The 21,764-nt window shown below is 67.3% G+C and carries 20 protein-coding genes; 7 read left to right on the top strand and 13 right to left on the bottom strand.

Annotated features, from left to right (window positions below; genetic code table 11):
• Positions 1-30: 30 nt before the first annotated feature.
• Complete coding sequence (locus tag CCR98_RS12445; RefSeq protein ID WP_087922867.1) at positions 31-729, bottom strand: ankyrin repeat domain-containing protein; 699 nt, start codon at positions 727-729, stop codon at positions 31-33.
• A 121-nt stretch (positions 730-850) separates the two neighbouring features.
• Between CCR98_RS12445 and CCR98_RS12450 the strand changes: the two genes are divergently transcribed.
• Positions 851-1,732 (top strand): LysR substrate-binding domain-containing protein, encoded by an 882-nt coding sequence (locus tag CCR98_RS12450; protein ID WP_087922868.1) that lies wholly within the window; start codon positions 851-853, stop codon positions 1,730-1,732.
• Positions 1,733-1,869: 137 nt separating this feature from the next.
• The gene (locus CCR98_RS12455; protein WP_087922869.1) at positions 1,870-2,307 is read left to right on the top strand and encodes a DUF3806 domain-containing protein; all 438 of its coding nucleotides are present in this window, start codon (positions 1,870-1,872) and stop codon (positions 2,305-2,307) included.
• 114 nt (positions 2,308-2,421) lie between these two features.
• On the opposite strand, the gene CCR98_RS12460 is transcribed toward CCR98_RS12455, so the two are convergent.
• Positions 2,422-3,582: an amidohydrolase family protein gene (locus tag CCR98_RS12460; protein WP_087924190.1), complete on the bottom strand. Its 1,161-nt coding sequence runs from the start codon at positions 3,580-3,582 to the stop codon at positions 2,422-2,424.
• A 24-nt stretch (positions 3,583-3,606) separates the two neighbouring features.
• On the opposite strand from CCR98_RS12460, the gene CCR98_RS21400 reads away from it, so the two are divergent.
• Both CCR98_RS21400 and CCR98_RS12465 read left to right on the top strand, forming a co-directional pair.
• Positions 3,607-3,729, top strand: coding sequence for a hypothetical protein (locus tag CCR98_RS21400; RefSeq protein ID WP_269767694.1), 123 nt, complete (start codon positions 3,607-3,609; stop codon positions 3,727-3,729).
• Positions 3,730-3,767: 38 nt separating this feature from the next.
• Positions 3,768-4,409: a hypothetical protein gene (locus CCR98_RS12465; protein WP_087922870.1), complete on the top strand. Its 642-nt coding sequence runs from the start codon at positions 3,768-3,770 to the stop codon at positions 4,407-4,409.
• Between the two features lie 79 nt (positions 4,410-4,488).
• Here the strand turns inward: CCR98_RS12465 and CCR98_RS12470 are convergent, their stop codons facing one another.
• Positions 4,489-7,215, bottom strand: coding sequence for a TonB-dependent receptor (locus CCR98_RS12470; protein WP_087922871.1), 2,727 nt, complete (start codon positions 7,213-7,215; stop codon positions 4,489-4,491).
• A 182-nt stretch (positions 7,216-7,397) separates the two neighbouring features.
• On the opposite strand from CCR98_RS12470, the gene CCR98_RS12475 reads away from it, so the two are divergent.
• The gene (locus CCR98_RS12475) at positions 7,398-8,033 is read left to right on the top strand and encodes a GNAT family protein (RefSeq protein WP_087922872.1); all 636 of its coding nucleotides are present in this window, start codon (positions 7,398-7,400) and stop codon (positions 8,031-8,033) included.
• On the opposite strand, the gene CCR98_RS12480 is transcribed toward CCR98_RS12475, so the two are convergent.
• Both CCR98_RS12480 and CCR98_RS12485 read right to left on the bottom strand, forming a co-directional pair.
• Positions 8,030-8,809, bottom strand: a complete 780-nt coding sequence (locus CCR98_RS12480; protein WP_087922873.1) for a CDP-diacylglycerol diphosphatase — start codon at positions 8,807-8,809, stop codon at positions 8,030-8,032. The genes CCR98_RS12475 and CCR98_RS12480 overlap by 4 nt on opposite strands.
• A 68-nt stretch (positions 8,810-8,877) precedes the next feature.
• Positions 8,878-9,537, bottom strand: a complete 660-nt coding sequence (locus CCR98_RS12485; protein ID WP_087922874.1) for a decarboxylase — start codon at positions 9,535-9,537, stop codon at positions 8,878-8,880.
• A 171-nt stretch (positions 9,538-9,708) separates the two neighbouring features.
• Here CCR98_RS12485 and CCR98_RS12490 point away from each other — a divergent pair, with 171 nt between their 5' ends.
• The gene (locus tag CCR98_RS12490) at positions 9,709-10,005 is read left to right on the top strand and encodes a hypothetical protein (protein ID WP_087922875.1); all 297 of its coding nucleotides are present in this window, start codon (positions 9,709-9,711) and stop codon (positions 10,003-10,005) included.
• Between the two features lie 113 nt (positions 10,006-10,118).
• On the opposite strand, the gene CCR98_RS12495 is transcribed toward CCR98_RS12490, so the two are convergent.
• From CCR98_RS12495 to CCR98_RS12525, 7 genes are all read right to left on the bottom strand, one after another.
• A complete protein-coding gene (locus CCR98_RS12495; protein ID WP_087922876.1) occupies positions 10,119-11,003 on the bottom strand; it encodes a hypothetical protein in 885 nt (294 codons plus the stop codon).
• A gap of 110 nt (positions 11,004-11,113) precedes the next feature.
• On the bottom strand, positions 11,114-12,820 hold the full coding sequence (gene dld / locus CCR98_RS12500; protein ID WP_087922877.1) for a D-lactate dehydrogenase: 1,707 nt from the start codon (positions 12,818-12,820) through the stop codon (positions 11,114-11,116).
• Complete coding sequence (lldD, locus tag CCR98_RS12505; RefSeq protein ID WP_087922878.1) at positions 12,817-13,956, bottom strand: FMN-dependent L-lactate dehydrogenase LldD; 1,140 nt, start codon at positions 13,954-13,956, stop codon at positions 12,817-12,819. Before lldD ends, dld begins: the two co-directional genes overlap by 4 nt.
• A gap of 4 nt (positions 13,957-13,960) precedes the next feature.
• A complete protein-coding gene (lldR, locus tag CCR98_RS12510; protein ID WP_087922879.1) occupies positions 13,961-14,725 on the bottom strand; it encodes a transcriptional regulator LldR in 765 nt (254 codons plus the stop codon).
• A 53-nt stretch (positions 14,726-14,778) separates the two neighbouring features.
• The gene (lldP, locus tag CCR98_RS12515; RefSeq protein ID WP_087922880.1) at positions 14,779-16,437 is read right to left on the bottom strand and encodes an L-lactate permease; all 1,659 of its coding nucleotides are present in this window, start codon (positions 16,435-16,437) and stop codon (positions 14,779-14,781) included.
• A gap of 224 nt (positions 16,438-16,661) precedes the next feature.
• The gene (locus CCR98_RS12520; protein WP_005410036.1) at positions 16,662-17,114 is read right to left on the bottom strand and encodes an MgtC/SapB family protein; all 453 of its coding nucleotides are present in this window, start codon (positions 17,112-17,114) and stop codon (positions 16,662-16,664) included.
• Between the two features lie 135 nt (positions 17,115-17,249).
• Entirely contained in the window at positions 17,250-18,008 is a 759-nt protein-coding gene (locus CCR98_RS12525; protein WP_087922881.1) for an SDR family NAD(P)-dependent oxidoreductase, read from the bottom strand.
• A 446-nt stretch (positions 18,009-18,454) separates the two neighbouring features.
• Between CCR98_RS12525 and CCR98_RS12530 the strand changes: the two genes are divergently transcribed.
• Positions 18,455-19,408 carry an AraC family transcriptional regulator gene (locus tag CCR98_RS12530; protein ID WP_087922882.1) on the top strand — a complete coding sequence of 318 codons (954 nt, stop codon included), beginning with the start codon at positions 18,455-18,457 and terminating at the stop codon, positions 19,406-19,408.
• A 202-nt stretch (positions 19,409-19,610) separates the two neighbouring features.
• Here the strand turns inward: CCR98_RS12530 and CCR98_RS12535 are convergent, their stop codons facing one another.
• Entirely contained in the window at positions 19,611-21,521 is a 1,911-nt protein-coding gene (locus CCR98_RS12535; RefSeq protein WP_087922883.1) for a CocE/NonD family hydrolase, read from the bottom strand.
• Positions 21,522-21,764 lie beyond the last annotated feature (243 nt).

The following is a 21,764-nucleotide window of genomic DNA, read 5'->3' on the forward strand; positions in this document are numbered from 1 at the left end:
GCCCAGCGTGCGGGTGGAAGGGGTTGCGGTTCAGCGCACCGCGCCGTGCTGGCGCAGCAGGGTTTCAATTCCGGTATAGCCGCGCTGGCGCGCGTGTGCCAGCGGCGTTACGCCATCGCCATCGGCCAGCTCCGGGTCGGCACCGGCATCCAGCAGCAGCTGCACGATCTGCACGTGGCTCGCGCCGCCATCGCCGAGCAGGATCGCTTCCAGCAGCGCGGTCCAGTGCAGCCGATTGACATGGTCCACCGCCACACCCGCCCGCAGCAGCATGCGGACGGTGGCGACGTGGCCGCGCTCGGCGGCCGGAATCAGCGCGGTGCCGCCATAGCGGTTGGTGCTGCGCAGATCGGCGCCGTGCGCCAGGGTCATCGCCAGGATCTCATCCAGGCCACGCGCGCCGGCATACAGGTAAGCGCTGTCCTGCTGCGCGTCCTTGGCATTGACGTCGGCCCCGGCTTCGATCAGTTCGCGCGCGGCGTCTACATTGTTGCCATGCGTGGCAAGCAGCAGCGCGGTACGGCCCTGGCCATCACGCGCCTCCAGATCGGCGCCGTCCTCCAGCGCCCCACGCACTGCCTCGGCATCGCCGCGGGCGGCGGCATCGCGCAGGCGGGCATCGGCCGAGCCCGCGGTGGCCGAACAGGCCGGAATGACCATCGCCAGCAGGCACAGCAGCAACAGGCGCCCCACCGGAGCGGGCCAGCGATGGCAACGATGGATTCGCATCTTCGGTTCTCCTGTGCGGCAAGCACTGCGGGCGATGCCGGTACAACCGGGGCGCGGTGCTTGCTGCCCCCTCCCCTGCATGGTAGAAGTCGTCACGCGCATCCAGAAGTAAAATGTTCAAATGCAAGACAGTGCCAAATCGAATAGAACGCTGTTCGAACTGGACCTGCTGCGGGCGCTGGTGATGGTGGCCGACTGCGGCAGCTTCACCACGGCCGCCACGCGCCTGCATTCGACCCAGTCCACGGTCAGCCAGAAGGTGCGGCGGCTGGAGGAACTGGCCGGGCATCGCCTGCTCGAACGCGGCCACCGCGACGTACACCCCACCGATGCCGGCCACACCCTGCTTGGCTACGCGCGGCGCATGCTCGACCTGAACGAGGAAATGGCACAGGCGTTGGCCGGCGCCACCGTGGAAACCGCGGTGCGCATCGGTGTCCCCGAGGACTTCGTCAACGCACAGACCACACGCATGCTGGCCGCTTTCAGCCGCCGCCACCCGCAGGTGAAACTGGAGATCAGCAGCGGCCTCAGTCGCGACCTGGCCCACGGCTTCGACCACGGCGAACTGGATCTTGTGCTGGTCAAGCAGCGGCGCAACAGCCGCCAGGCGGTGCACTGCCGCCGCGAGCCGATGCACTGGATCGACAGCCTGCGCAGCAGTTGCCTGCTGCAGGACCCGCTGCCACTGGTCACCTTCCCGCCGCGCGGGCTGTACCGCGACGAGATGATCCACGCCGTGGAGGCGCTGGGCCTGCGCTGGCGCATCGCCTTCACCAGCTCGTCGCTGAGTGGCATCCAGGGTGCGGTGGCCGACGGCATCGGCATCAGCCTGCTGCCGCGCCGCGCGGTCACCCGCGATCACCGCATCATCGATGGTAAGCGCGACCTGCCGGTGATCGACAACTACGAAATCGGCCTGCTGCATCGCGCCGATGCCGATGATGCGGTGCGTGCCCTGGCCAGCGAGCTGTGGCGGCAGGTACAGCGCGAACCAGATTGAGCACTGCCCCGCAGATCCACGCCACGTACGGATGAAATCCGCGCATTGATCATCGACATCTGATCACGCCTGTCGCACGGAAATCACGCGTCTCCCCCTACAGTGCCCGTTGTTTAGGTGCTCCACGGCGCTTTGCGATGTCCGACGAAACCCCCGCCCGCTTCGACCCCCTGCCCGCTGCCCTGCAGACGCACCTGCAGCACCAGCGCTCGCTGATCGCCGCGCGCGTGGCCGCCGGCTTCCCGACGCTGCCGGTGCAATGGCCGCTGGCGGCCACCACGCTGCAGCGCGTGGTCGATGCCGAGCTGATCGACCGTGATGACGGCGATGGCTGGGAAGCATTGGGCGTGGCGTTCGGTGACACCCTGGCCCAACGCGTGCCCGGCCTGGCCTGGATGCAGGTCACCGATGCCTGGGGCATCGACGCGGTGCTGCGCTACGCCGACAGCAGCCTGCAGATCGGCGCCAGCACACTGCTGCTCAAGCGCGTCGAACAGGGTGAGGTCATCGACATCGCCCATCTGCTGGCGTGGCTGGAAGAGTTCGTCGCTACCCGCGCAGACGATTACGCCTGAAAAGCCGCCGAGCATGGCTCGGCGCAACCGGACCCGGCGTGGCGTGATGGGTGGATCCACGCCATGCGTGGATGGAACCACCGCGCGGCCACAGTCATCCACGCACGGCGTGGTCTACAGCCAGCGGCCGTCCACCACCACGCGTCGTTCCACCGGCACTGCAGCTACGGCCGCCGGGCCGTGGTCGGCACGGACCGCCACGAAGGTGGCCGGATGTCCTTCTGCAAGGCCGTACTGTGGCAGCCCGATCACCTGTGCGGCATGGGTGGTCACCATGTCCAGCGCCAGCATCAGGTCGGCATCGGTATTGAAGCCGGAGCGGTAGCCCAGCAGCATCGCCCGCTGCAACAGATCGCCGTTGCCGTAGGGCCACCAGCAGTCGCGGATGTTGTCGTTCCCGGCAAACACGCGCACACCAGCGTCATGCAACGCGCGCAGCGGCGGGAACGGATGGTCGCCCGGGGCATTGCTCATGATCGCCACGCCCGCCGTCGCCAGCGCCTCGCCCACCTGCAGCGCGCGTGCCAGCGGCACTTCACCCAGCGCATAGGCATGGCTGACCGCAACGCGCCCCTGCAGCCCGGCGGCCCGCGTCCGCGCGGCGATGCGCAGCAGCTGGGCCAGGCCGGTTTCGCCGGGCTCATGCAGGTGGATGTCCAGCTGCACGCCATAGCGCTCGGCCAGGCCGAACAACAGTGCCAGCTGGCCCTCGGCATCGCCATCGAGCGTGGTCGGATCGATGCCGCCCAGCACGTCCACACCCGCTGCAAGGGCCTGCTCAAGCACCGCTGCGGTACCCGCGCAGGACATCACCCCGGCCTGCGGGAACGCCACCAGCTGGATGCGCATGATGCCGGCACAGCACAGCGCGGCCTCGCGTACGGCCTCGAGATGACGCAGGCCGGTGCTGCCGTCGATATCGACATGACAGCGCATCGCCACGGTGCCGAAGCCGCTGCACTGGCGGATCAGCGCCTCGGCGCGATCGACCATCGGCGCCGCAGCCGCCACTGCCGCCTTTTCCACCGCCAGCCGCTCACGCAGGCTGTTCACCGGCTGGTGCGGGTGCCAACGGTCGCCGACGAAGCTTTTGTCCAGGTGGATGTGGCCGTCAACCAGCCCGGGCAGCACCGCGAAGCCCTGCAGGTCGACGCTTTCCGCCCCTTCGGCCGGCACGGCAGCGCCATTGAGGCCGCTGATGCGCCCCTCACGGATATGGAAATGCAGCGGCGCGCCAACGCGGTCGACGCCGCCGTGGATGAACTGCAGGGTCATCGGAAACTCCCGGAAAGCCAAGTCATGGCCGCCATCCTGCGCGCCGGCACCGCCATCGGCCAACGAAATATCTGGATGCCATACATTCATCAGAACGATGAATGCCGCCACGACCACCGGTCGGAGCCACGCCGTGCACACGCCTGAACGGGTACCATAGGCGCCTGTTTCCGTTGTGATGCCGCATGGGCCCGTCCGACCGCCACGATCGCCTCCGCCGCTGGCAGGCCGCGTCCCTGCTGGCGGCTGCCCCGATCGCCAGCCTGTCCGCCACTGATGCGGCCGCCACCGCGCCGCTGCAGGCGCCGCCTGGCCAACAGCGGATCGCCCCGGCGGCGCTGGTCGAGCGCCTGCACCAGCGCGTGCTGTCCGGGCAGAGCGCGACCGCCACCCTGGAACACTGGTGCGCCGAGCACGGCCTGGCCGAACAGGCACGGGTGCGCGCGGTGCGGGTGCACGGCCAGGACAAGACGGCACCGGCCGACGTGCTGCAAGCACTGGGTGCGAAACCCGGCACCGCCCTGCGCTACCGTCGCGTGCAGCTGGTCTGTGGCAGCCGCGTGCTCTCCGAGGCCGACAACTGGTATCTGCCTGGCCATCTCAGCCCGGCCATGAACCAGGTGCTGGACGGTACTGACGAACCCTTCGGCCGCGTGGTCGGCCCGCTCGGCTTCCAGCGCCAGACACTGGCCGACCAGGCCTTCTGGCCGCCGCGTGGCGAAGGCGACCACGGCGTGATCCTGGAAGTGCGCGCCCTGCTGCGCGATCGCCAGCAGCAGCCCTTCAGCTACGTCATCGAGTCGTACCTGCAGCAGGCGCTGCCCTAGGCGTCGACGGGCTCAACGACAGCGGACACTGAAACAACGGAAGGCCCGGCATTGCCGGGCCTTCTGTCTGCCAACTGGATCAGCGGAACCGGTAGTCCAGCTGCAGCCAGTACTGGCGGCCATACGGATCGTAGTTGCCGACCGGATAGAACGGCCAGCCGCCTCCGTTCCTGTCCGCCGGCGGGCGGCTGTCACGCAGGTTGTTGACGATCACACCCACCGACAGATTCTCGCCGAACTGGCGGAACACGCTGGCGTTGTAGGTCATGTACGGCGCGATGCGGCCACTGCCATCGGTCTTCGGCAGCGAACCGAAGCGGTTGCCATACAGCGTGGTGGTCCAGTCACCCTGGTTCCAGGTGATGCTGCCGTTGGCCTTGCTGCGCCACTGGTAGTCATCCAGCGAATTGCGGATGTCACGCTCCGGGTCATCGGAGAACTGGCGGTATGTGTGCTCCAGCACCACGGTGTAGGCCAGGCGCGTGGTGAAGCGGCCATAGCGGCCGGCATCGAAGCGCCAGTTTCCCTTCAGGTCCAGCCCGCGCACCGATTCGGAGGCTGCGTTGATCGGGTTGATCAGCACGCGGGTCACCTGGTCCGGCTGCACCGTGGCAGTGGACGGATTGCGGATCACCCGCGACAGCGCGTCCTGGCACAGCGGCGAACCGATATCGCGCGTTTCGCCCCCCAGCGTGCGGCCCAGGCGGCAATCGGCCTCGTCGCGCAGGATGCGGCTGGTATCGAGGCTGGTCACCTCGTTGTCGATGCGGATGTCGTAGTAGTCGGCACTGAAATCCAGCCCGGACAGCGGCGACCAGACCACGCCGAAACCATAGGACTTCGCGGTTTCCGGCTGAAGCTGCGCGTTGGCACGGTTGCTGTAGTCGATCGACAGGCCGTTGTAGTCGCAGTTGTCGTACGACTGGCCTGCGGTGCGGCAGCGCCAGTAGTCGGTCATGCCCGGGTTGTAGCCGCGGGTCTCGGTGGCGAACACGTAGTTCATGTCCGGCGCACGGAAGCTGGTCGCAGCAGAGCCACGGATCAACAGGCTCTCGATCGGGCGGAACTCGACGCCGACGCTCCAGGTCGCCTTGCCGATGTGCTCGCCGCCGGCGCGGTACTGGTCATAGCGGCCGGCCAGCGTGGTGGTCAGCGATTGCAGCAACGGCAACTGCAGCTCCACGCCGGCCGCATAGCGGTCACGATCACCGCCGGCACCGATTCCGGCGCTGGTGTTCCAGAACTCGCCGGTGCCCAGGCGCGGGTCCGGGCGGTTGCGGTAGCCCTGGCTGCCGGCCTCGACCACCGCTGCCAGCGCAGCATCGCCGCCGGGCAGCGCGAACAGGCGGCCGTTGACGCTGGCGCTGAAGGTCTGCAGCCACGCCGCGTTGCGGCTTTCCTGGTAACCGGACAGGCGGCCGTATTCCGCCGGCGTCAGCGGCTGGAACAGGCGCGACGGATCCGGCGCATAGACCTCCACGCCATTGCGCACGCCCCGTTGCGGGCCGAGCAGGTACTCGTTGATGCCGGCCAGCAGCACCGGGCGCCGGGTGCGGTTCTCGTAGCGCGACCGGCTGTAGACCGCTTCATAGTCCCAGCCGCTGTCGCCAAGCTGGCCGCGCGCGCCCACGTTGAACGACCACGAGTTTTCCAGGAACCGGTTGGCATTGCGCGGCAGGCCACCGATCTCTTCCGGCGCGAACCGGCGGTACCAGCTCTCCAGGTTGCCGGTGTTCTGGTTGTAGAAGTAGTTGCGCGACGAGGTCCAGGTCGGGGCGCGGGTATTGTTGCTGATGCGCGCGCTGCCCACCGCCAGGTCGGCGAACAGGTCGGTGTGCTCGTCCAGATGGAAGGTCAACAGGCCGTAGCCATTGAGGTTGCGCTTCTCGGTCTGCACGGTCCAGTAGCTGGCGGCGGCATCGTTGCTGCCGCAGTACCACCCCTGGCGCGGGTTGTTGGCGCGGAACACGCTGCCGCCATAGATGCCCGACGCTGCGTCGCAGCCAGTGACGCCCGGATCGATGTTGCGGCCGGTGGCAGCGTTGCGTCGGTAGGCGATCGCGGTGGCCTGCGGTGCCTTGCCGGTCGGGTCATCGTCCAGCGAATCCATGAAGTCGCGCTGGCGTGCGTGGATCGCCTTGCGCACATCGAACTCGAAGCCGAACAGGCCGTCCCAGCGCTCGCCGGACGTGCCGCCGACCACCTGCACGCGCTGGTTGTCACCGCCGCCCTGCTGGGTGCCACCGGCGCGCATGTTCACGTCCACGCCCTCGAAGTGGTCCTTGAGGATGATGTTGACCACGCCGGCGATGGCATCGGAGCCGTACACCGCCGACGCGCCCGCTGCCAGCACCTCGATGCGCTCGATCAGCGCGCTCGGGATGTTGGCCAGGTTGACCACGTTCACCGAGCCTTCGTAGGCCAGCGGGTAGTCGGCCTGGCGGCGGCCGTTGACCAGCACCAGCGTGCGGTTCGGGCCCAGGCCACGCAGGTTGATGGTGTTGGCGGCCGGCGTGAACGTATTGCCGAAATCCTCGCCCTGCACGTTGCCGGTGTTCTCGGTCAGTGCACTCAGGGCGTCGAAGGCATTGCGGTAACCCTGCGCGTCGATCTGCTCACGGCTGATCACCGTCACCGGCGAGGGCCCCTCGACGCTGGCACGTGGAATGCGCGAGCCGGTGACCTTCACTTCCTGCAGTGTGGTGGGTGCGCTTTCCTGCGCGAAGGCCGGCAGCGAGACCAGCATCAGGGACGACAGCGCGAGCACCAGCGGACGCGGGCGCATCGCCTTGTGGGAGGCGGACATGGGCTTCCTGGGGGGAGTGGGCGGGTGGTACGGGGAGCAGTGGCCTGTGCGACACATAACGATCCCGTAACGAAAGTGTCCTGAATGGGTGGTTTCAACGGAAATGACCAGCCCTGATGGGCTTATGCCTGAACCGAATCAGATCCTTTTCCCGGCACCGCCACGCTTTTGCAATGAATTGCATGGCCTGGCGCATCCGTGATGCGCATCGTGCCGGGATGACCAACAGCGCCCCTTCCACCCACTTCGCTCCGCTACGACCCGTCCTGCGCCGCCACTTGCTGCACCTCCGGGCCACGCCGATCACCCTGCGCTCGTTCCAGCGCACCGACCTGCCACGCTGGCGCGCCTTCGACGACCGTCGCCAGCGCGGCCAGCGGCATCCCCATGGCATTGATGAAGAGGCCCGGTTCCTCGCCAGCGTCTATCGTTCACGCCTCCAGGAAGACAACGACCTGCTGGTGCTGGGCGTGTTCGACGACGCGCAAGGCGTACTGCACGACCAGCTGCATATCCGCCTGCAGTCGCTGCATTCGCGCTGCGCCGAACTGCAATCGCTGCAGCATCGGTACGCCCATCCGCAGGCGGCACTGAGGGCACTGTGCCCGTTCCTGTTCAACGATGTCGGCCTGCATCGCCTCTTCGTGCTGTTGCCGCCGGGCTGCACCACCCCGTTTGCCCAGGCACTGCAGGCTCATGGCTTCATCCGCGAAGGGATCCTGCGTGACTACCACCTGGATGCACAGGGATGGCATGACCGCCAATTGCTGGCGCTTACGGCGCCAGCCTGGCACAGCTGCCAGCAACGGATCGGTTAACGCACCCGTTCCAGTGCCGCACCCGCTCCGGTCAGCGCCGTGCAGGCGTGGTCCTGCAGCTCCTCGCCGCTGGCATCGTTGCCGCTGGCGGCATCCACGCGGGTGGCCAGCAGGATGAAGCCGGGGCCGCCCTGCACGTCATCGCGTCCGGCCACCACCAGGCTCCACTGGCCCACATCGCCCACGCCGCTCAGGCCATAGGCCAGCAGGTTGAGCGGATTAGCAGTCAGTTCCACACCGGGCAGCAGATAGGCCTGGTACTGATGCCCGCGCAGTGGCACCGGCAAAGGTGACCAGCGCGGACCAAGCGCACCGGCATGTGCATCCAGCGCCTGCAGCACATCCGCGCGCAGGCAGTCGACATGGATATGCAGCTGGTGCTGCGAGCGGCCGTGCTGCGAATTCAGCGCCAGGCTGGCCACGCTGCGCGGCAACGGCTGGCCCAGGGCCTTTTCGGTATGCCCGCGCGCCTGCCAGGCGGCCGCGAAATAGTTGGGCGCCCCACGCTGGTACAGGCCGTGGCTCTCGATGCCACTGACCTTGTCCAGCGGCATCAGCAGGAACTGGTAGTCGCCGTGCGCATCCTTGACCAGCACGTCGCGGCGGTCGGCCGCCGTCTCCACCCGCAGGCAGCTGCCACGCGGTCCTTCCACCGCCTTGCAGTCACGCTCGATCAGGCGCCACAGCGCATCGGAATGGGCCGGCGGCGGAGGCGGCGCGCTGGCGCAGGCGGACAACAGCAGCAGGGACGACAGCAGCAAAGGGCGCAGGGACACGGCAGCAACTCACGGAACAGGCACGGCAGTCGGCGCCGCGCTGCATTCTAGCCAGTGCAGTGCTGCAATCAGTAGGTGCCGAACGGCACTTCAACCACGAACGGGGCCTCGCCGTCGCCGCCCTGCAGGGTGTAGCGGTCCAGCGCCCCATCGTCATCAGCGTGCGGCTGGCGCTGGAAATGCAGGGGATAACGGTTGTCGCCCAGCAGGACGGCACTGCCGTCGGCCGCCAGGGTGGCGCCTTCGGGAATCAGCAGCCCGCCCAGGTCGCTGTAGGCGCCCGGCACATCAGTGAAGTCATAGTCGGCCAGTTCGTCCACCCGCTGCATCGCATAGACATGCGGCAGATAAGGACGCGCCAGGCTGCGGCCATTGCTCAGGTCGGTCACCCAGGCCTGCGGCAGGTGGTACTGCTCGCGCAGCGCCGCCACGCCCAGCGACGGGCTGGCCACCTGCAGGCAGCACACCACGCGCTTGCCCTCACGGTCCACAACGGCGAATCGATCGCCACGGGTCGCAGCCTGCGGCAGCATCGCGAAGGCCAGATTGCGCTGGGCCGGCGCGTAGCCGGCCTCGGTCTGCAGGTTGCGCCAGGCGCCGAACACCGGCGTTTCCGCAGCCGCGGCGGGCACCGGCTCGGCGGCGGTGGCGGCACACGCCACGCCCAGCACCGACACTGCCAGTACCGTCATCGCCCTGCTCTTGTCGCGGAAGCTGCCTGCCGTCATACCGTGTCCAACACCTGCACCGGAATGGCCCGGCCTGCCCGCTGGCGCGCTGCCAGTCATCCCTCCCACTATGCAGTCACCGCGCTGTGCCGGCAATGACCGGGGCGCTGACGCCTTTCGCACGACGGGTGCTATCGTTCCCGCCATCTTCCCCTGCGCAGGAGCGCTCGCATGTCCGCCTTCCGTCTGTCCCTGTTGCTGCCGGCCTCTGCCCTGCTGCTGTCGGCCTGTGTCAGTACCCCGGGCCCGCAGGTCAAGGGCACCGGCCAGTGCGACGCCAGCCAGCTCGGCTGGGCGATCGGCCAGCCGGCCAATGAGCCCAACATCCGCCGCCTGTCCAGCGAGAGCGGTGCCGGCCTGGTCAACCCGATCGGCCCCAACACCATCACCACCAGGGACATCCGCCACGACCGCCTGCGCGTGTACGTGGACAAGGACAACATCATCACCGCCACCCGCTGCGAGTAAGCGCCGCGGCAGGTTTCTGTAGAGCCGAGCCCACGCTCGGCAGCTCTCCGGTCAGGCCGCACGGAAAGCCAGCCGAGCGTACGCTCGGCTCTACAGGGCTCAGGGTTTAGGGGTCAGGGTTCGGTATACCCCGCACAATCCGGTAGTTCCTGGTCCGGGTGGAACAGCCCATTGCTGAAGCGGAACAGCCGCGTGTAGCTGCACGCCGGGTCCTGCTCGGTGCGCAGATCCTTCTTCTTCAGCGGCCCCTTGGCCAGAGAATCCTCGAAGCGTGAGGCACCGGCCGGGAAGCGGGTCGCCACCGTCTGGTAGCGCAGCACCGGCATGCCCCCGGCGGCCGTATCCAGCGCCAGCTTCGCCGAGAACCCATATTCGTCGTGGCAGGCGCCTGCGCGCTGCTTCATGTCCTGCTCGCTGAAACAGGCGCGGATCATCGCGTTGCCCCGCCATGGCAGGGTCAGCACGTCATCGTCCACCTGGATGTCATCCTGCAGGTGACGCACGCGCGCCAGCTGCAGCGTGGAGGCGTCGGCACCACCGCCTGAGTACATCGTGCTGAATTTGACGATACCGCCCACCAGCACGTTCTGGCGAGCGCGCTGCCGCGGGTCGCTCACTGCCTCATCGCTACCCACGCCAGGCGCCAGACGCACGATCCACGGCCACAGCGACAGCTCGCTTTCCTGCGGCACGTCGATGCTGACGTGGTAGACGTGCGGCTCGCTTTCGCCGGCCTCCCGTTCAGCGACTTCCAGCGTTGTCGGCCGATCGCCGTCGTCGGCCACCGGCTGCACACGCACGCACCAGGCACGATCGAGGGTGCAGTACTGCATGCGTGCCTCGCCCTGCCCGCTCTGTTCCAGTACGTGCCCCAGCGGCTCCATCACGTTGCCGGCGGCGTCGCGCTGCTGCGGCAGGATCGAGGACTGGGCCAGCACCAGCAGAGGGGTCGCCAGCAATGCAGCGCACAGGGTCACGCGGGCAACGAGGGTGGGCATGGGCGGCTCCTGCGTAAGGGATTCCGATGGTAACCGCTGCCCGCGCGGCGGCGAGCCTGCCCGGCATCGCCTATGCAGCGTCAAGCCATGCTCGGCTGCACTTTCCGTCCTCAATTCCCACTGCAATCGCAGCTGCCCCACCCCTTCGCCTTCGACGTCTGGCCGATACCCGGGTTGAAGGTATTGCTCGGGTCCAGCTGCCGGTAGAAACCGGCCAGCGCCGGCTTGGCCGGGTACAGGTGGCCGACGTTGTGCTCGGCCGGATACTCGGCGCCACGCTGGTCCAGCAGCGCCCACATCGCGTGCTCGATCTTCATCGGGTCTTCGCCCTTGCGCGCGATGTAGTCCTGGTGGAACACGTGGCACAGGAAGTGCCCGTAATACAGCTTGTGCAGCAGGCGGCCGTCGATATCGGCCGGCAACTGCTCGAACCAGTCGGCGTCATCACGGCGCAGGGCGATGTCCAGCGCCACGATGTCCTGCACCTGGTCGCGGTGCACCTCGCGGTAGCGCACCGCCGCACCGGCCACGGCGAAGCGATGCAGGAAGGCCTTGCGCCCCTCGTCGGCCGTGCAGTGGAAGTAGCCGCCCTCGTGCTCGGCGAAGAAGCCGCGCAGCCAGGCCTCGGTTTCCGCTGCATCCTGCGCGGAGACCTTCAGCAGCAGATGATGCTCGTAGCGCTGGCGGAACTCGCCCATGCGCTTGGGCAGGTGCGAGGGCAGCAGGCCGGTCAGCACCTGCATCACCCGATCGGTCACCCCGCGCAGCCCCAGCCGCTCGAACCAGCCGTCAACCCGGCTCTTCAATGCGAACGCGGCCGGCACACGCGCGGTGCCGAGGCGATCGATCAGCAGGAAACTGTCCTTGCCGTAGCGCTCGCCGATGTCATAGGCATCACGGTGGATGTATTCGCCGGCAATCGGCAGGCGTTCGAAGCCGGTCAGCAGCTGGCGCCGGATCGCGGTGAGGCTGTCGGTGCGGTTGCTGCCGATGTAGAAGACCTCGGCCGCCTCTTTTTCGAAGGTGTCCAGGCGCACCGCGAACACCGCCAGCTTGCCGGCCGAACCGGCGGCTTCGTAGTGACGGCTGGGATCGGCGTTGAAGCGCGCCGGAGTATCGGCGTCGACCCGGCGCACTTCCTGCGCGTAGCGCGGATCGGAGGCGGCACGACCGTCACCGTCACCCACGTCGGCAGCACGGTAGTCACCCGCCTGCAGGCGCTGCAGGATCTGCTCGGGCGTATCGCCCAGCGCGATGCCCAGATGGTTGACCAGCTGCAGCTGGCCCAGCGCATCGACCTGTGCATACAGTGCCAGCTCGGTGTAGGCCGGGCCGCGACGCACCAGCGCGCCGCCGGAGTTGTTGCAGATGCCGCCCAGCACCGAGGCGCCGATGCAGGACGAGCCGATCACCGAATGCGGTTCGCGGCCCAATGGCGCCAGGGTCTGCTCCAGCCGGTCCAGCGTCGCGCCGGGCAGGCACAGCACCTGGCGGCCTTCGTTCAACAGCTGGATGCCGGTCAGGCGCAGCGTGCTGACCAGCACGATCGGACGCCCATAGTCGTTGCCATCCGGGGTCGAGCCACCGGTCAGGCCGGTGTTGGCCGCCTGCAGGATGATCGCCGCCCCACCCTGCACCGCTGCCTGCAGCACGTACCACAGTTCCAGCAACGTACCCGGGCGCACCACCGCCAGCACCGGACCTTCGCCGAAGCGGTAGCCACGGCGGAAACGGCGGGTGGCCTTGTCGCCGGTCAGTACATGGCGGCTGCCCACCGCGTCGCGCAACTGCGCCAGCACGGCATCATGGCCACTCATGGCAGGTTGACCAGCGAATCGCGGCCGATGTCAGCGATGCGATGCGCACCGGTCAGTGTCATCGCCACGCGCATCTCCTTGGCGATCAGGTCCAGCAGGTTGGCCACGCCGGCTTCGCCCTGCGCGGCCAGCGCATAGACGAAGGCACGGCCGAGCAGCACGGTATCGGCACCCAGCGCCAGCATGCGCACCACGTCCAGGCCAGTGCGGATGCCGGAATCGGCGAGGATCTTCAGGTCGCCCTGCACCGCATCGGCAATCGCGGGCAATGCACGCGCGGTGGACAGCACGCCGTCCAGCTGGCGGCCACCGTGATTGGAGACCACGATGCCATCGGCGCCGAATTTCACCGCATCGCGCGCGTCATCCGGGTCGAGGATGCCCTTGATCACCATCGGGCCCTTCCAGAATTCACGGATCCATTCCAGGTCCTTCCACGAAATGGAGGGATCGAAGTTGCTGCCCAGCCAGCCGATGTAATCCTCCAGCCCGGTCGGGTTGCCGCGATAGGTGGAGATGTTGCCCAGATCATGCGGGCGGCCGAACAGGCCCACGTCCCACGCCCAGCGCGGGTGGGTGATGGCCTGGCCGATGCGGCGCAGCGAGGCATTCGGTCCGCTCATGCCCGAGTGCGCGTCACGGTAGCGCGCGCCCGGCACCGGCATGTCCACGGTGAACACCAACGTGGTCACGCCCGCGGCCTGCGCCCGCTCCAGCGCGTTGCGCATGAAGCCCCGATCGCGCAGCACGTACAGCTGGAACCACATCGGCCGCTGGATCGCCGGTGCCACTTCCTCGATCGGGCATACCGATACGGTGGACAGGGTGAACGGGATGCCGCGGCTGTCGGCTGCGCGCGCCGCCTGTACCTCGCCGCGCCGGGCATACATGCCGGTCAGGCCGACCGGCGCCAGTGCCACCGGCATCGCCAGCGTTTCGCCGAACAGTTCGGTTTCCAGGCTCAGGTCGGACATGTTGCGCAGGATGCGCTGGCGCAGCGCGATGTCGGACAGGTCGGAAACGTTGCGCTTCAGCGTGTGCTCGGCATACGCGCCGCCATCGATGTAGTGGAACAGGAACGGCGGCAGCCGGCGTTGCGCTGCGGCGCGGTAATCGGTGGAGGCGGAGATGATCATGGGGTCAACCGTGTGGGGAAGGTAGACGCGAGGCCCGCGCACGCCGGGCTTCGTTGTCATCGAGGGTGCGCAGCGTGGTGTGCACGAACTCGAGATGGGCATGCGCGGCGGCGCGCGCGCGTTCGGGGTCGCCAGCCAGCACCGCATCCATCATCTCGCGGTGCTGGTCGGACAGCGGCGAGAAGGTCCTCGCCGAGGTGTAGAGCTTTTCGCGGCTCTGCGAGATGTTGGTCTGCAGCAGGTCGAACAGGCCGCGCATCACCTGCAGCAGCACCAGGTTGTGCGAGGCCTCGGCGATGGACAGGTGGAAGGCCGCGTCGGCCTCGGCCTCGCCGGTGGGATCGTCCTTGCCGTGCGCGTCCATCATGGTCTGGAAGGCCTGCGCGATACGCGTGCGATCCTCATCGGTGGCGCGCAGCGCCGCATGCCAGGCGGTGGCACCTTCCAGTGCGTGGCGGATCTCCAGCACATCGAAGCGGTATTCGGGGTCGGCCTGGAACAGCGGCAGGTAGGGCGCCAGCGGTTCATCCAGCGCCTGCCGCGCGCGTGCGGCGGGTTCGGCCACGTAGGTGCCGCCACCAACCCGTGCGGTCAGCAGGCCCTGGCTGGCCAGCTGCGCGATGGCTTCGCGCAACGCCGTGCGCGAGACCCCCAACTGCACCGCCAGCGTGCGCTCGGCCGGCAGCCGGTCACCCGGCTGCAGCCGCTGTTCCTGCACCAGGCCGCGCAGCTGCGCGGCCACCTTGTCCGAAATACGTTGCGTGCTCATGGCGCCATTGTGGCCCGAAGCGCGCAATGGATGGTCGGCTGACCGTGCATGACTCAGGGAATCATCAAGGTCAGCCAGTAGGCCTGCGCCAGGGTGATCAGGCCGACCATCGTGGTGAAGATCAGGCTGTGCTTGACGGTGAAGCGGAACAGGTCCGATTCCTTGCCGGCCAGGCCGACTGCGGCGCAGGCAATGGCGATCGACTGCGGTGAGATCATCTTGCCAGTAACGCCACCGGTGGTATTGGCCGCCACCAGCAGCACGTCGGACACCCCGATCTGCTGCGCGGTGGTGGCCTGCAGCGCCGAGAACAAGGCGTTCGACGAGGTGTCCGAGCCGGTCAGGAACACGCCCAGCCAGCCCAGGAACGGCGAGAAGAACGGGAACGCGTCGCCGGTATGTGCCAATGCCAGCGCCAGTGTCGCCGACAGGCCCGAATAGTTGGCGATGAAGGCAAAGGCGAGCACCATGCCGATCGAGTAGATCGGCATGCGCAGCTCACGCACGGTTTCGCCGAAGGTCTGCAACGCCGAACGGGCCGGCATGCGCAGCGCGATGATGGCGATCACCGCGGCGAGGATGATCGAGGTACCGGTGGCCGAGAACCAGTCGAATTTATAGACCGCCTCATAGCTGAGCGGCGCGTCCACGATCGGCGGCATCTTCTGCACCCTCTGGTCCAGGCCCGGCACCGGGAGCTTCAGCACCCAGCCTTCCAGCGGGCCGCCCGCCACGAACAGCGACTTGAACGGCTTGATGCTCCACAGCGTGACCATCGCGGTGAGGATCAGGAACGGCGACCATGCCTTGGCGATCTGGCCGACGTTGTAGCGCGGTGCTTCCAGTGCCTGCACCGCCGCCTCGGCGCTGGTTTCGGTGTCGAAGCGGAAGATCCGCACCGGTTTCCAGCGGCGCAGGAACAGGGTCAGGCAGACCAGCGATGCCAGCGACGCAGTGATGTCCGGCAGTTCCGGGCCGATGAAGTTGGAGGTCAGGTACTGCGCGATGGCGAAGGAGCCACCGGCCACCAGCACCGCCGGCCAGGTCTCCTTGATGCCGCGCCAGCCATCCATGATCGCCATGATCCAGAACAGCACGATGAGGGTCAGGAACGGCAGCTGGCGGCCGGCCATCTGGCCGATCTCGAACGCGTCCAGCCCGGTAACCTGCCCGGCCACGATGATCGGAATGCCCATCGCACCGAACGCCACCGGCGCGGTGTTGACGATCAGGCACAGGCCGGCGGCATACAGCGGCTTGAAGCCCAGCCCGACAAGCAGCGCCGCGGTAATCGCCACCGGCGCACCGAAACCGGCCGCGCCCTCCAGGAAGGCACCGAAGGCGAAGCCGACCATCAGCATCTGCAGGCGCTGGTCTTCGGTGACCGACAGGATCGATGCGCGGATGATGTCGAACTGCCCGGTCTTGACCGAGACTTTGTAGAGGAACACCGCGCCGATGATGATCCAGGCGATCGGCCACAGGCCGTAGACGAAGCCGAAACCGGCCGCGCCCAGCGCCTGGGCCAGGGGCATGCGGTAGAACAGCAGGGCCACGCCCAGCGCGATGGCCACGGTGATCGTGCCGGCCAGCCAGCCCTTCATGCGCAGCACGGCCAGGGCAACGAAGAAGAACGCGATCGGCAGCAGCGCGATCAGGCTGGACAACCACAGGTTGCCGGCGGGGTCGTACAGGTGTTGCCAGGGCTGCATGAAGGCTCTCGACTGGGGCGGGATGTGCTCCACCGCAGGCGGTGGGTCGCCGTGGCCGATGTTTATTGGTCGTACCAATAATCGGAATCATCGGGCCACGTGGAGCGGATTTAACCGCCGCTCCGGCGAAGCGCCTATTAGACCATAGGGCTAGTCGCCATATTGGTCCGACCATTATGCGTGGCAGTGGTGGTGCCGGTCGCTGCCCGGCAACCCCGCACTTCCTACGAAATCCGCTTCTCCAACCGCCGCATCACTGCCAGCACCAGCACGCACAGCACGCTCACCCCGATCGCAATCACGTATTTGCCGATACCCACGGCGATGCCGATGGCCGCCGCCATGATCAGCGAGCTTGCGGTAGTCAATCCGCTGACCTGGTCCTCGCGTGAACCGCGCAGGATGGTGCCGGCGGCCACGAAACCCACGCAGGCCACCACCGCCTCGATCAGGCGCACCGGGTCAACCTGCAGCAGGTCGCGGTAGCGCTCCTGCTGGAAATGTTCGGCCACCGAGTCGCCGAGGCCGACGATCAGCGCAGCCGCCCCGGCGATCAGCATGTGCGTGCGCAGGCCGGCAGCATGCTTGCCCATTTCGCGCTCGACGCCGAGCACGCCACCGAACAGCATCGCTGCCGCGACGCGCAAGAGAATCGAGACATCCTGGGTGAGTTCCATGGGCAGGCTCCGGAAGTTTCCCGGAGCGTCGCGCGGCACCCGTGGCACAGAAGTGAAGGCCACGCGACAGTCCGTTCACCCGGTAGCGCCGGGCCATGCCCGGCGTCGGCGTCACCGCACCCTGCGTTCAACGCATCACTGCGCGAGGTAGCCACCATCGATGGCGTAGTACGCGCCGGTCGCGAACGAGGCATCGTCGCTGGCCAGCCAGGCGACCAGCGCCGCCACTTCCTCGGCCGTGCCCAGCCGCTTCAACGCGTGGCGGCCTTCCAGCGTGGCGCGCACCTTCGGGTCCATCTTCTCCAGCAGCGGCGTGCTGATGAAGCCCGGGCCGACCGCGTTGACACGGATACCGTCGCCCGCGTGCTCCCAGGCCGCGGTCTGGGTCAGCCCGACCACGCCGTGCTTGGCCGCCACGTACGCAGTGGAACCGGCATAGCCCACCTGGCCGAGGATCGAGGCCATGTTGATGATGCTGCCGCCGGTTCCGGCCGCGCGCATTGCCTGGATCTGCGCACGCTGGCACAGGAACACGCTGGTGAGGTTGACGTCGATTACCCGTTGCCAGCCATCGATCGGATAGTCACCGCTGCTGGCTGCCGGCCCGCCAATACCGGCGTTGTTGACTGCCACATGCAGGCCGTCGAGTTCCTTGATCGTGCGCTGCACTGCCGCCTCCACGGCCGTGTCGTCGGTGACGTCCAGCGCAATGCCGATGGCCTGCGCGCCAGTGCTGCGCAACTGCGCCACGGTGGCATCCACCGCGTCCTGCTTCAGGTCCCAGACCGAAATTCGGGCACCGGATGCGGCCAGCGTCTGTGCCACGGCCAGGCCGATGCCCGACACGCCGCCGGTCACGATCGCGGTCTTGCCGGTCAACTGGTAATCAATCATGTGCATTCTCCATCTGTGGGGATAGCGATGCGGCCTTCCGCCGCCACCCCCTCACGCTACGCCTTCATCTGTGATGACCCGGCAGACACGGTGTCCGCAGGCGATCGTTCCACCCATAAAACCTCAACTGAAGTTTATGTATGGAATTGCGTACGGATATGCAGGCAAAACGCCGCCGTATGTTCCGTGCAAGATTCAACTTGGCCGTATTGATCAATCGTTTTGACCATCTCGAAATCAAACGCGGGTGAATCAAGGCGACAATGGGAAACGTTTCCAGTTTCTTCGACACAATCATTCCAATCTGGCGTTTTCCCAGCCATCCGGCGTGCCGTCGCCACCGCCCAGCAGCGGGTGCGCACTGGCCACGACCGGAACTGCATCTGCAATGCAGAGCGCATGGGCCAGCTGCTGCCAGTGTCCACCTCCAATGCAAGTGCCGAGCAATGTCCCGATACTTCACCTTTGCCGATTACCGCCGCTTCGGCCACCGCCACGGCTTCGACTACCGCGCTGATCCGGAATACCTGCGCGACGACCAATGGGCCGGCCGCGGCGAAGTCAACGAACAGTTCATGCGCGGTGGCATGAGCCTGATCGCCTCCGACGTGCATAACCGGTTTCCCTATGTGGCTACCGCGCAGCAGCGCCCCGGGCTCGCCATCCGCGTGATGCTGCAGGGCCAGGTCGACGTGCATATCCCGCGACGCGGAAGTTTCACCCTGCGTGCCGGCACCGCAATGACCGCCCACCATCGCGACCAGATCGAGATGACCGGCGCGCACCCCGGCGAAACGCGCCTGCGCGGGGTCAGCGTGATCGTACCGGGTGGCATCGACGCAGATGTTTTCCAGACGCCACAGCTTGAAAAAGCGCTTGGCACGCACCTGGAATGCCGCCACTGGGCCATTCCCCACACCATGCTGCCGGTGCTGGGCCAGTTGTTCGACAGCCCGTGGCAGGACGGCATCGACGCCTTGTGGCGCGAAGGCGTGGCACTGCAGCTGCTGGCCCTCGGCCTGCAGGCTGAGGATCTGCAGACCGACCAGGTGCGCACCCTGCGCGCCGGCCAGCGCGAGCGCCTGGAACGGGTGCGCAGCTACCTGCATGACGACCCCAGCCATGCCCACAGCCTGGTCGAGCTGGCCCGGCTGGCCTGCATGAGCCCCAGCTCACTGCGCCGCCATTTCGCCCAGCAGTATGGAAGCTCGGTGTTCGACTACCTGCACGAGCAGCGCATGCGCCATGCCGAACAGGGCCTGCGCGAGGATGGCTGGACGGTTGAACAGGCCGCTGCCGCCAGCGGCTACCGGCATCCCAGCAATTTCGCGGCCGCATTCCGCAAGCGCTTCGGCCTGGTGCCCAGCCGCTGGCGCACCGGTCCTTCGAAGGTCGGATAGCAGCTTCTGCCTCGGTAGGTGTCGACCTTGGTCGACATGCCATGGCCCAGCCTTGGTAGGTGTCGACCTTGGTCGACATGCCATGGCCCAGCCTTGGTAGGTGTCGACCTTGGTCGACACGCTCCTGCGCCAACGCGGATGCCGGCCAGCGGCCGGCACTACCACGTGCTGCCGGGCATGGCCCGGCGTCATCATCAGAGCCTCAATACACCGGCAGATCGATGTAGCTGGCCTGCGCCGCGCTGTGCCAGACCCGCTGCGTGGCCTTCTGGTAATCGCCCGGCTTGGCCAGGTAGACGTTCGGCACGTAGGTCTGCGGGTTGCGGTCGTACAGCGGGAACAGGCTGGACTGCACCTGCACCATCACCCGGTGGCCCTTCTGGAAGGTGTGGTTGGCGTTGGGCAGGTCGAAGCGATACGGCAGCACTTCGTTGGCGGCCAGTGGCTTCGGATCGCTGAAGCTCTCCCGATAGCGGCCGCGGAAGATCGCCAACGACACCGGCAGCTCGTAACCGCCCATCTCCGGTGTCGACGCTTCCTGGTCCGGATACACGTCGATCAGCTTCACCACCCAGTCGCTGTCGGTGCCACTGGTCGACGCCTGCAGGTGCACCACCGGTGCGCCGCCGATGCGCAGCGGCGCGGCCAGCGGTTCGGTGATGAAGGTCAGCACGTCCGGGCGGCCATCAACGAAGCGCTGATCCTTGACCAGCCAGGTGGTCCACATGTCACGGTCACCGAAGCGCACCGGACGCGGCACGAACGGCACCGGCTTGGCCGGGTCGGACACGTATTCCTCGAAATCACCCTCGCCCGCCGCCGGCGCCTGGAACGCCAGCTTGCCGCCGGCCCGCAGGTACAGCGGCTTGCTGCTGGCGGTGCAACCCTTGTCGCAGCTGCGCGGCCAGCCCTTGAGGCGATCCCAGTGGTTTTCACCGGTATTGTAGATCAGCACCGGCGGCGTGTCCGCCTTCGGCGCACCGTCCACCAGGTACTGGTCGAAGAACGGCTTGAGCACATCGCGGCGGAACTGCAGCGCGGTATCGCCATCGAACTTCAGCGCACCCAGCTCGCTGCCGCTGTAGTTCACCTGGCTGTGCCGCCACGGCCCCATCACCAGGTAGTTGCGGTTGTTGCCACTGTCGCGCCCCTCCATCGCCTGGTAGGCGTGGTTGGCACCCCACATGTCCTCCTGGTCCCACAGGCCCTGCAGCCACATGGTCGGCACCTTCAACGGCGTCTTGGCCATCACCGCATCCAGCGCCTGGCCTTGCCAGAAGGCGTCATAGGCGGGGTGCTCGACCAGCTTCTTCCACCAGGTCAGCTGGTCCACGCCGGTGAAACGCGCGTAGTCGCCGGCCGAACCGATGCGCAGGAAGGTGCTGTAGTCGTCGTAGCCGAGACTGGGCAACGGCGTGCCCTTGCCGCGCTTCTCGGTCTGCATCGCGAAGTAGTTGAAATTGACCTGGCGGAACGCGCCGTAATTGAGCCAGTCGTCGCCCATCCAGCCATCCACCATCGGGCTCTGCGGTGCGGCCACCTTCAGCGCCGGGTGTGGGTCGGTCAGCGCCATCACCACGGTGAAGCCCTCGTACGACGAGCCGAGCATGCCAACCTTGCCGTTGCTCTCCGGCACGTTCTTCACCAGCCAGTCGATGGTGTCCCAGGCGTCGGTGGAATGGTCGACTTTGGTGTTGTTCAACGGCCCGCGCAGCGGCCGGGTCATCACGTAATCGCCTTCGGAGCCGTACTTGCCACGGATATCCTGGAACACGCGGATGTAGCCGCCGTCGACGAACACCTCGTCGCCCTGCGGCAGCAGGTCGCGCATGCGCGGCGAATCGCTGCGGTTGGCGCGGCCAGCGGCATCGTAGGGGGTGCGGGTCAACAGGATCGGCGCATTGTGGGCGCCCTTGGGCACCACGATCACCGTATACAGCCTGGTGCCATCACGCATCGGCACCATCACCACGCGCTTGTCGTAGTCACGACCGACATCGGGGGCAACGAAGGGCTTGCCGCTGATGTCCGGGGTCATCGGCGGGGTTTCGGCGGCCAGCACGGTGCTGGACAGGCAAAGGGCGATGGCTACAGCAACGGCACGCACACGCATGGACAACCCCTCCCGGCAGGAAAGCCTCAAGCCTACTCCTGCCCCGTGCCGTGAAGTGTGTGCAGGCTTTGCATTCTGCGGCGGATGCAGGCAGGACTGATGGCACATGTGCCGCTCACTGCCGCTGCGCTCGCCGGGCATGGCCCGGCGCTACCGGACTCCTGCACGCCGCTGCGCTCGCCGGGCATGGCCCGGCGCTACCCACCGCGCGGGTCATAGGGTAGCGCCGGGCCATGCCCGGCG

The organism is Stenotrophomonas sp. WZN-1 (assembly GCF_002192255.1).
In the GTDB taxonomy this organism is placed as follows: Bacteria; Pseudomonadota; Gammaproteobacteria; order Xanthomonadales; family Xanthomonadaceae; genus Stenotrophomonas.

Excerpts from the sequence above, each read along its gene's own strand:
- CCR98_RS12445 (WP_087922867.1), bottom strand. The coding sequence starts at position 729 with ATGCGAATCCATCGTTGCCATCGCTGGCCCGCTCCGGTGGGGCGCCTG.
- CCR98_RS12450 (WP_087922868.1), top strand. The coding sequence starts at position 851 with ATGCAAGACAGTGCCAAATCGAATAGAACGCTGTTCGAACTGGACCTG.
- CCR98_RS12455 (WP_087922869.1), top strand. The coding sequence starts at position 1,870 with ATGTCCGACGAAACCCCCGCCCGCTTCGACCCCCTGCCCGCTGCCCTG.
- CCR98_RS12460 (WP_087924190.1), bottom strand. The coding sequence starts at position 3,582 with ATGACCCTGCAGTTCATCCACGGCGGCGTCGACCGCGTTGGCGCGCCG.
- CCR98_RS21400 (WP_269767694.1), top strand. The coding sequence starts at position 3,607 with ATGGCCGCCATCCTGCGCGCCGGCACCGCCATCGGCCAACGAAATATC.
- CCR98_RS12465 (WP_087922870.1), top strand. The coding sequence starts at position 3,768 with ATGGGCCCGTCCGACCGCCACGATCGCCTCCGCCGCTGGCAGGCCGCG.
- CCR98_RS12470 (WP_087922871.1), bottom strand. The coding sequence starts at position 7,215 with ATGTCCGCCTCCCACAAGGCGATGCGCCCGCGTCCGCTGGTGCTCGCG.
- CCR98_RS12475 (WP_087922872.1), top strand. The coding sequence starts at position 7,398 with ATGGCCTGGCGCATCCGTGATGCGCATCGTGCCGGGATGACCAACAGC.
- CCR98_RS12485 (WP_087922874.1), bottom strand. The coding sequence starts at position 9,537 with ATGACGGCAGGCAGCTTCCGCGACAAGAGCAGGGCGATGACGGTACTG.
- CCR98_RS12490 (WP_087922875.1), top strand. The coding sequence starts at position 9,709 with ATGTCCGCCTTCCGTCTGTCCCTGTTGCTGCCGGCCTCTGCCCTGCTG.
- CCR98_RS12495 (WP_087922876.1), bottom strand. The coding sequence starts at position 11,003 with ATGCCCACCCTCGTTGCCCGCGTGACCCTGTGCGCTGCATTGCTGGCG.
- dld (WP_087922877.1), bottom strand. The coding sequence starts at position 12,820 with ATGAGTGGCCATGATGCCGTGCTGGCGCAGTTGCGCGACGCGGTGGGC.
- lldD (WP_087922878.1), bottom strand. The coding sequence starts at position 13,956 with ATGATCATCTCCGCCTCCACCGATTACCGCGCCGCAGCGCAACGCCGG.
- lldR (WP_087922879.1), bottom strand. The coding sequence starts at position 14,725 with ATGAGCACGCAACGTATTTCGGACAAGGTGGCCGCGCAGCTGCGCGGC.
- lldP (WP_087922880.1), bottom strand. The coding sequence starts at position 16,437 with ATGCAGCCCTGGCAACACCTGTACGACCCCGCCGGCAACCTGTGGTTG.
- CCR98_RS12520 (WP_005410036.1), bottom strand. The coding sequence starts at position 17,114 with ATGGAACTCACCCAGGATGTCTCGATTCTCTTGCGCGTCGCGGCAGCG.
- CCR98_RS12525 (WP_087922881.1), bottom strand. The coding sequence starts at position 18,008 with ATGATTGATTACCAGTTGACCGGCAAGACCGCGATCGTGACCGGCGGC.
- CCR98_RS12530 (WP_087922882.1), top strand. The coding sequence starts at position 18,455 with ATGTCCCGATACTTCACCTTTGCCGATTACCGCCGCTTCGGCCACCGC.
- CCR98_RS12535 (WP_087922883.1), bottom strand. The coding sequence starts at position 21,521 with ATGCGTGTGCGTGCCGTTGCTGTAGCCATCGCCCTTTGCCTGTCCAGC.